The organism is Stenotrophomonas sp. 3diitr2024, from assembly GCF_042136455.1.
GTDB classification, from domain to species: domain Bacteria; phylum Pseudomonadota; class Gammaproteobacteria; order Xanthomonadales; family Xanthomonadaceae; genus Stenotrophomonas; species Stenotrophomonas sepilia.
Genome location: NZ_JBHHMJ010000775.1, coordinates 1 through 269, shown reverse-complemented (window position 1 = coordinate 269; position 269 = coordinate 1). Strand labels below are relative to the sequence as shown.

The window sequence follows — 269 nt, the reverse complement described above, 5'->3', positions numbered from 1 at the left end:
TTGCGCTTGCGGTCGCGCACGCTCACGTAGATCTGCACCAGCATCAGGATGATGCCCGCGAACACGAACAGCGCGCCGATGAAGGCGGCGATCAGGTACGGCGTCCACGCCGGGTTGTCGTACTGGTTCATGCGGCGGGTGCGAGCGGACAGCGGCTACTGTGGCCGAAGGCCTTGCAGGATGCGGTGAAATGCCTGGACACGGGCCGTCCCGACAACCTGCCCAATGCGCACACCGCCAGACGGGCAGGCGCTCCCGCCACCGGCGCT

The 269-nt window shown here is 67.3% G+C and carries 1 pseudogene; it reads right to left on the bottom strand.

Annotation, left to right across the window (positions count from 1 at the left end):
* A pseudogene (locus ABGA94_RS20510) lies at positions 1–140 on the bottom strand (ubiquinol oxidase subunit I); the annotation flags it as partial.
* Positions 141–269 lie beyond the last annotated feature (129 nt).